The organism is Marinobacter sp. (assembly GCF_048259445.1).
In the GTDB taxonomy this organism is placed as follows: Bacteria; Pseudomonadota; Gammaproteobacteria; order Pseudomonadales; family Oleiphilaceae; genus Marinobacter.
Window position 1 is genome coordinate 82,722 of the sequence record NZ_JBLXHQ010000020.1, and the last position, 7,294, is coordinate 90,015.

Annotated in this window: 5 protein-coding genes and 1 riboswitch; of the genes, 2 read left to right on the forward strand and 3 right to left on the reverse strand. The window is 57.8% G+C overall.

Features of this window, described 5'->3' with window-relative positions; all coding sequences use genetic code 11:
• Positions 1-27 precede the first annotated feature (27 nt).
• From ACN0RL_RS14455 to thiB, 3 genes are read right to left on the reverse strand one after another with little or no spacing between them, the layout of a single operon-like run.
• Entirely contained in the window at positions 28-642 is a 615-nt protein-coding gene (locus ACN0RL_RS14455) for an ATP-binding cassette domain-containing protein (RefSeq protein ID WP_417517989.1), read from the reverse strand.
• Positions 635-2,326 (reverse strand): thiamine/thiamine pyrophosphate ABC transporter permease, encoded by a 1,692-nt coding sequence (gene thiP / locus ACN0RL_RS14460; protein ID WP_417517991.1) that lies wholly within the window; start codon positions 2,324-2,326, stop codon positions 635-637. The genes ACN0RL_RS14455 and thiP overlap by 8 nt, the downstream gene beginning before the upstream one ends.
• Before the next feature lie 6 nt (positions 2,327-2,332).
• Complete coding sequence (gene thiB, locus ACN0RL_RS14465; protein ID WP_417517993.1) at positions 2,333-3,337, reverse strand: thiamine ABC transporter substrate binding subunit; 1,005 nt, start codon at positions 3,335-3,337, stop codon at positions 2,333-2,335.
• Positions 3,338-3,405: 68 nt separating this feature from the next.
• A riboswitch (TPP riboswitch) is annotated at positions 3,406-3,503 on the reverse strand.
• Positions 3,504-3,550: 47 nt separating this feature from the next.
• Here thiB and ACN0RL_RS14470 point away from each other — a divergent pair.
• Together ACN0RL_RS14470 and ACN0RL_RS14475 are read left to right on the forward strand one after the other, a co-directional pair.
• Positions 3,551-4,684 (forward strand): metallophosphoesterase family protein, encoded by a 1,134-nt coding sequence (locus ACN0RL_RS14470; RefSeq protein ID WP_417517995.1) that lies wholly within the window; start codon positions 3,551-3,553, stop codon positions 4,682-4,684.
• The coding region (locus tag ACN0RL_RS14475) for an AAA family ATPase (protein ID WP_417517997.1) at positions 4,681-7,294 on the forward strand (2,614 nt) is incomplete at its 3' end. The genes ACN0RL_RS14470 and ACN0RL_RS14475, both read left to right, overlap by 4 nt.

The following is a 7,294-nucleotide window of genomic DNA, read 5'->3' on the forward strand; positions in this document are numbered from 1 at the left end:
CAAAGGTTGGTTTGTTAGCTTACTAGCTTAGAGTCTGCAGACGCTATCTGCCAGTATAAGGCGGTCTTCCTCATCATGGCTGGCAAGCACGATGAGAGCACCCTGGGTTTTCTGCTTCAGCAGCAGCTGCCGCAGAAGAGCGCGTGCCTCGCTGTCCAGCCCTGTAAGCGGTTCATCCAGCAGCATTATTGGCTGTTTACGCAGCATCGCGCGCAGTAATGCAACCCGCTGCCGCTGGCCGCCGGAGAGGTCACCGGGCAAGCGCTTGCCAAAGCCGCCCAGGCCAACACTTTGCAGCCCACGTTCAATGGCCTGCTGATCTTTCGGCGTGAGTTTCAGCCCCGGGTGGATACCGAGCCCTATATTGGCTTCCACACTCAGATGCTCGAACAAGTTGTGTTCCTGGAACACGCTGGTCATTGGCCGTTGCCAGGGCGCGCAGTAGCGCAAGCTTTCACCTTGCCACAGAATATCGCCGGATTGTGGTTCCAGAAAACCCGCCAGCAGGTTCATAAGGGTGGACTTGCCGGATCCGCTGGCGCCATGAATGGCGATGCATTGCCCCGGTGCCACAGAGAATTGAAAATTCCAGGGAGACTCCTGACCGGGGTAGGCGAAAACCAGGTTTTTTACCTCAAGCATGTTCAGGCTCCGGAACAGTGCGGGATGATTTCGATGCCAGGCCAGTATTAAAAATAGGAGAGCCCAGCCGGCCGAATACGCTGAACAGCATCAGCAAAAGCAGCACAAGCCATAACCCGGTTGCGGCCGCGGCATCAATCCGGTAGCTGCCCAGTTGCTGATAGAGCAGTACCGGCAGGGTGGGTTGGCCCGGGCTGCCAAACAGGGCGATAACTCCGAAGTCTCCCAGCGATAAACCTGTGCCATAGGCCATGGCCAGCGCCAGTGGCCGGCGCATTCTTGGCCAGTGCAGCCAACGCCAGCGATACCAGCCCAGCACGCCAAGCTGGTCGGCCTGTTGGCGGCTGGCTGAATCCAGACTTCCCATGGGCCCCCGGAGCATCTGCAACACAAAAGGCAGCGCCATCATGGCGTTGATCAGCGTAACCAGAATCAACCCTTCGCTGGAGTTGCCAAGGCTCGGCCGGAACAGCAAAAACAGACCTGTGCCGAGAACCAGCGGCGGAACCATCAGTGGCAAATAGGCGGCCACATCTGTAAGCCGGGTAATGGCATGCCGTGACGCTGTGGTTCCGCAAGCGAGAATGAGCAGCGCGGCACATACGGACATAAGCCCGGCGGGTAGCGCAATGGCCAGGCTTCTCAGGGTGGCATCAAGTAAGGCTGGGTTCACAGAGAACGAACCTTCCGGGAAAAACGCCGCACCCATGCCCGGCAGCCCTCGGAGCAAAATGGCAACCAACGGAGTAACCAGAAACAGCACAAACACTCCCAGAGCTGCTCCATCTCCAAGGCGCGCCCAGGCTGAGCTGCCGGCCTTGCTTCGATGTGAAGCAACCCGCCTGTCGGGAAGTAACGATGCCGTGAGCCCATGGCGGGCTGCCAGCCACCAGAGAAAGCCACAGATCACCAGCTGAACCATGGCCAGCAGCGCCGCCTGGCCCGCATCAAACTCAAAACGAAGTGACTGGTAGATGGCGACTTCAATGGTCGTGGCCGCTGGCCCGCCGCCGAGGGTCATTACGATGGCAAAGCTGGTAAAACACAGGGTGAAGACCAGAGCCGCAAGGCCTGGCATGACCGGTTTGACCGCTGGCCATTCCACGGCACGCCAGTACCACCAGCGACCAAGCCCGAGTTGCGCGGCAACCCGTCGTTGCGATGCCGGCGCGCTCTCGATTGCTTGCAGCAGAATTCGCGCAGCCAGGGGCGCGTTGAAAAACACGTGCGCCAGCACAATGCCGTTGATGCCGTAAAGATTCCACGATGCGCCCAGCCAGTCATTGGCAAAGCCCGTAAGCCAGCCCTGGCGACCATAAACACTGATGAGACCGGATACCGCCACAATCGAGGGGAGTACCAGGCTGAGTTCCATCAAACGAAGCAGAACCATGCGGCCCGGAAAGGCGGGTTGCCTTGCCAGGGTTCGGGCGACAGGAATGGCCACAAGAAGGCTGAGCACAACAGAAAGAAAGGCCTGCCAGATCGTAAAGGTAACAACCGTGCGAAGGTATCGGCTGCGCCAGAGTTCAGTCAGATCCGGCAGTGAAGCCTCCCAAACCAGCGCACCCAGCCCTGCCATCGCCAGCACCACCAGAGCGCAGGCAATGGCCAGCCCCGGCCAAAGCCGCCATCCAGGTCGGCTGAAAGGTGCGGAGTGTCGCAGGTTGATGGCTTTGTTCACGCAGTTTTACCGTGTCATGGCATCCAGCCATTCGTTCAACCATTGGCGGCGGTTCTCCATCACCGTTTTCGGGTCAAAATAAAGCGCCTCTGCCGGCTGAATCAGCTTATCGAACACAGCGGGTAGCTCGTCGCCCAGATCCGTGGCCGGATACATAACGTTCTTCAGAGGAATGTGGCGCTGAAAGTCTGCGCTCAGCATAAAATCGAGAAAGGCCTGGCCAAGCTCTTTTTGATCGGATGAGTTCACCAGAGCGGCTACTTCAACCTGCAGATAGTGGCCTTCCTCGAATTCGGCCGCCTGGTAGCGATCTGTTTTATCCACCGCCATGTGATACGCCGGAGAGGTGCTGTAGGAGAGGATCATCGGCGCCTCGCCATTCATGAACAGCGAGAAATAGCCGTCGCTCCAGCTTTTGGTAGTGGTGAGAATCTTGCCCTTGAGTTGCTGCCATTTTTCCGGAGCCTGGTCGCCGTAAACGTGGCGCATCCACAGTAATAGCCCCAGGCCTGGCGTGCTGGTTCTGGGGTCCTGAATGATAATTTTCAGATCATCAGGTGCGGCAATTAACGCTTCCAGACTTTCGGGAGGTTCCGGGAGTTGTTCGGTGTCGTAAACAAACGCAAAGTAGCCCCAGTCGTAAGGCACAAACACCGGGTCCTGCCAGTCCACTGGCAGATTCAGGGCAGACAGATCGGTTTCGTGGTTGGCCAGCAAGCCGGTCTGCCGCGTCGTTTCCATGGTGCCAGTGTCCAGCCCGAGTACGACGTCGGCCTTGGAGCTCTTGCCCTCAAGGCGCAGGCGCTGAAGAATGTCACCACCACTATCGAGCACCACATAATTGATCTGGCAGTTACAGGTTTGCTCGAAGGCTTCTTTCACCGCAGGCCCGGGGCCCCATTCGGCGGCAAAAGACGGGTGGGTATAAATTGTGAGGGTTGATACCTTCTGAGCGTTTGTAGGCACAGAAGCTAAAGTGAGCAAGAACAATGCAAGCGCTCGGACGAGCATAACTGTGTAACCTCCGCGACAGATCAGGGGTAGCCATTCAGAGGCAACCGTGCCGCGGGCCCCACCGAAGCCGGTGAGTGCTCAATCCCTTCGCCGGCATAATCCGGATCAGGTTCCGCGGGTATGGTCTCAGCCCGGCATTTGCCCGGCACCCCGTTGAGTTGGATTGAGTGTACCATGCCCACATTGCCATTTCTTTGAAGGAGAAAACGGGTGCCAAAATTTTTACACACAGCGGACTGGCAAATGGGCAGAACCTATAGCCGGTTTGACACCGAAGACAGCGCCGCACTGGTGGAGGCTCGTTACGAAGCCATCGAACGACTGGCGGCGCTGGCGACCGAGCACCGGTGTGATGCGGTGCTGGTTGCAGGTGATGTGTTTGATGCCCAGACAGTGTCTGATCGCACCATCCGGCGAGTATTCAACGCTACCCATAACTTTAAAGGCCCCTGGGTAATGTTGCCCGGCAACCACGATGCGGCGCTCGCAGAAAGTGTGTGGACGCGCGCAAAACGGCTGGGTGCAGTGCCGGCTAACGTGCATCTGGCACTGGAATCCGGAGTGACGCAATTACCGGAGCAGGGCATTGCTGTGCTGGCTGCGCCCCTGACACAGCGCCATACATACGGCGACCTGACCCAACCCTTCGACACAGCAGAAACGCCCCCCGGGCTGCTGCGTATCGGACTGGCCCACGGCAGCGTGCAAGGTGTGCTGCCTGACGATATTGACGCGACAAACCCCATCGCTCCGGACCGGACACAAACAGCAAAGCTGGATTATCTCGCCCTGGGTGACTGGCATGGCGTAAGGGAGATTAACGAGCGCACCTGGTACAGCGGCACGCCGGAGCCTGAGCGGTTTCGCAACAACGATGCCGGATACGTATTGATTGTTGATATCGAAAAACCGGGCGCAGCGCCAAAGGTCACCCAATATGAAACTGCACGTTATCAATGGCACCAGTGGCGGGAGAGCCTGTCGGTGCCATCTGACCTGGATGAGTTGCTGAATCGCATGAGTAAGTTGCCCGAGGCTTCTGTGCTGGATATCAAGCTGGACGGCACCCTCACACTCGTTGGCGATCAGAAGCTTACCGATGCGCTGTCCATTGCGGAGGCACGCTATCGCAGCGTTACCTGCGACCGCTCCGGGCTGCAACTTGAACCAACGGATGAAGACATTGCCGCACTGCACGCCGACGGCTATCTCGGGGATGTGGTTCAGGAGTTGCGGGAAAATCAACGGACGAACGATGAAGGTGAGGATGCAGAGGTTGCACGGGATGCTCTGGCGATTCTGGCCAGCCTGCTCAAGCCGAAAGACGCGGAGGTGGCCAAGTGAAACTTCAGCGCTTACGAGTTGAACAGTTCCGCCAGTTCAGACAGGGTCTTGAGCTGAGTAACTTGCAGCCCGGCATCAACCTGATACACGGCCCCAATGAATCCGGTAAAAGCACACTGGTGCGGGCCATTCGCGCAGCGTTTTTCGAACGTTACAGGTCCAAATCGGCTGAAGATCTGGCGCCCTGGGGAGACTCATCAGCCGCGCCTACTGTTGAACTCTTGTTTGAACATAATGGACAACGCTGGCAATTGGACAAGCGTTTTCTCAAGCGGCACCGCTGCGATTTGCTGGTAGACAGCACCGCCTTCAGTGGCGAAGAAGCCGAAGAGAAGCTTGCTGAACTGTTGGGCTATCAGTTCCCCAAAAAGGGCGCCAGCAAAGAAGAGCACTGGGGCATTCCGGGCTTGCTCTGGGTAGAGCAGGGCACGGGGCAGGATATTGAAAAAGCCGTTCTACATGCCGGCGGCCACCTGAAATCCGCTTTGAACAACCTGGTGGGTGAAGTCGCCAGTAGCGGAGGGGACGAAATAATTGAGGCCGTGGAACAGCAACGCAAGGAGTTGCTGACATCGACCGGAAAACCAAGAGGTGAGTATCTTGATCTTGCGAATACCCGGGAATCGCTGCAGCAGCAGACGTCTGATCTGCAGGCGCGGGTCGAGCAATATAAAGATCAGGTAGACCGGCTGGCCACTCTGGCAGCTGAGCATGAACAGGCTAACCGGGAGCGGCCTTGGGAGGAAGCCCTGCGCGACATGCAGCGTGCAGAAGTCAAATACCGGGACGTTGAGGCACTGCAGGAACAGCAAGCCCGCGGGATGGACTCGCTGAAACAGCTGAAGCAAAACCTGACCTTGCTTAAGCAGAGCCAGGCGCACTGGAAAAATCAGGGCGAGCAGCTGGCGCTGCGCCTGAAAAACTACGAGAAGGCCAAAAAACAACTTGAGCAAGAAGAGCTTTCCAGCCCCGATTTGGTGAAGTCGGTTGAGGCTGCCCGCAGCCAATACCAGGTCGCCACGGCAGCTTTGCAGCAGGCCCATCTCAGAGATAAACGAGAGCGCCTGCAGAAGGACTGCACGAGGCTGGAAGCGGAGTTAACCAAGCTCAGACAAAGTCAGGAAAAAGCCAAGGGTATTCAGGCATCGCTGGATAGTGCCCGCAAACAGAAAAAGCAGAACTTTATTGATATCGGTGAGTTAAACCGACTTAGACAGAATCAACGTGAATTGGACGACGCCAATATTCGAATCCAGACCGTGGCCACGCGCGTCACCTGGAACCTTAACCCGGGTAAGGCCCTGGCTCTGGATGGTCAGAGCATTGAGGGGCAGGGCGACAAGCTCCTGCTGGAGCCTGGTGTTCTGGATATTCCGGGCCTGGGTAGTCTTGGTATTCAACCCGGAGGTGATGATCTTGCAAGTCTCCGGCGTCAGCTTGAGCGGCTGGAGCAATCCCTGTCTCAGCAATTAGCATCTATGGCGGTTGAGTCTGTTGAGGCGGCTGAGTTAAAGCTGGGCCGGTTGCAGGATGCTGAGGCACAGATACAGCGCTTCGATGATGTTCTGAGATCCCTGGCACCGAGCGGCGTTGAGCAACTGAACTCGTTGAGCGCAGAGGTGGAAGCCGAGCAGCTAGCCCGCAGCGCAGAACTCGAAGCCCTGCCGGCAGTTGCAGCGGATATTGAGGGCGGCGACAAGCCCCTGAGCCAGGTGGAATCCGAATTGAAGCAGGCAGAGGCGGGATTAACGGAAGCGGAGTCCAGACAGCGGGAGCAGGAAACCGTGTTGCTGAAAGCCCGACATACTTGCGAGGCAGCGCAGCGTGAGTGGCAGCGGATGCAGGATGAGCTGAACAGCGCTGAGCGCCAGCAGCAGATGGAAGAGCTGGCCCGGGATATTGCCAATGCAGAAAGCCAGGGTGCAGCGCTTGAATCATCCCTGAAAGAGCGCGAAGCCCAAATTCGCGAGGCTCGCCCTGAGCTTCTGAAGCAGGACATAGAGCGTTACCGGGCTACCGCTGAACATCAGGAAAAAGCTCAGCAAAACCGTGCTCTGCAACTGAGTGAAATCCGGGCCAGGCTTGAGGCCTGGGGTGCTGAGGGGCTTGAGGAGCAACACAACGAACTGGTCGCCAGGCTTGAGCACGTTAATCGCCGGTATCTTGAGTTGGACCGAAGGGCGAAGGCGCTGGATCTGCTGCTCAACCTGCTGAAAGAAAAGCGTCAGGCCCTGACACGTCGGTTGCAGGCCCCGCTGCAGAAACACCTGGACCACTACCTGACGGTACTGTTTCCCGAGGCCAGCCTGGAAGTTGATGAAAACCTCATGCCCGGAAAGTTCAGCCGGGGCAGTGAACTGGGCCAGATGGCAGAGCTAAGCTTCGGTGCGCGGGAACAAATGGGGTTAATCAGCCGCCTGGCCTACGCCGACCTGTTGCAGGAAGCGGGGCGCCCGACGCTGATCATTCTGGACGACACCCTGGTGCACAGCGACGCCGATCGCCTGGATGGCATGAAACGCATCCTGTTCGATGCAGCAACCCGGCACCAGATACTGCTGTTTACCTGCCACCCCGAAAAATGGCGAGATCTGGGCGTTGAGCCTCGGG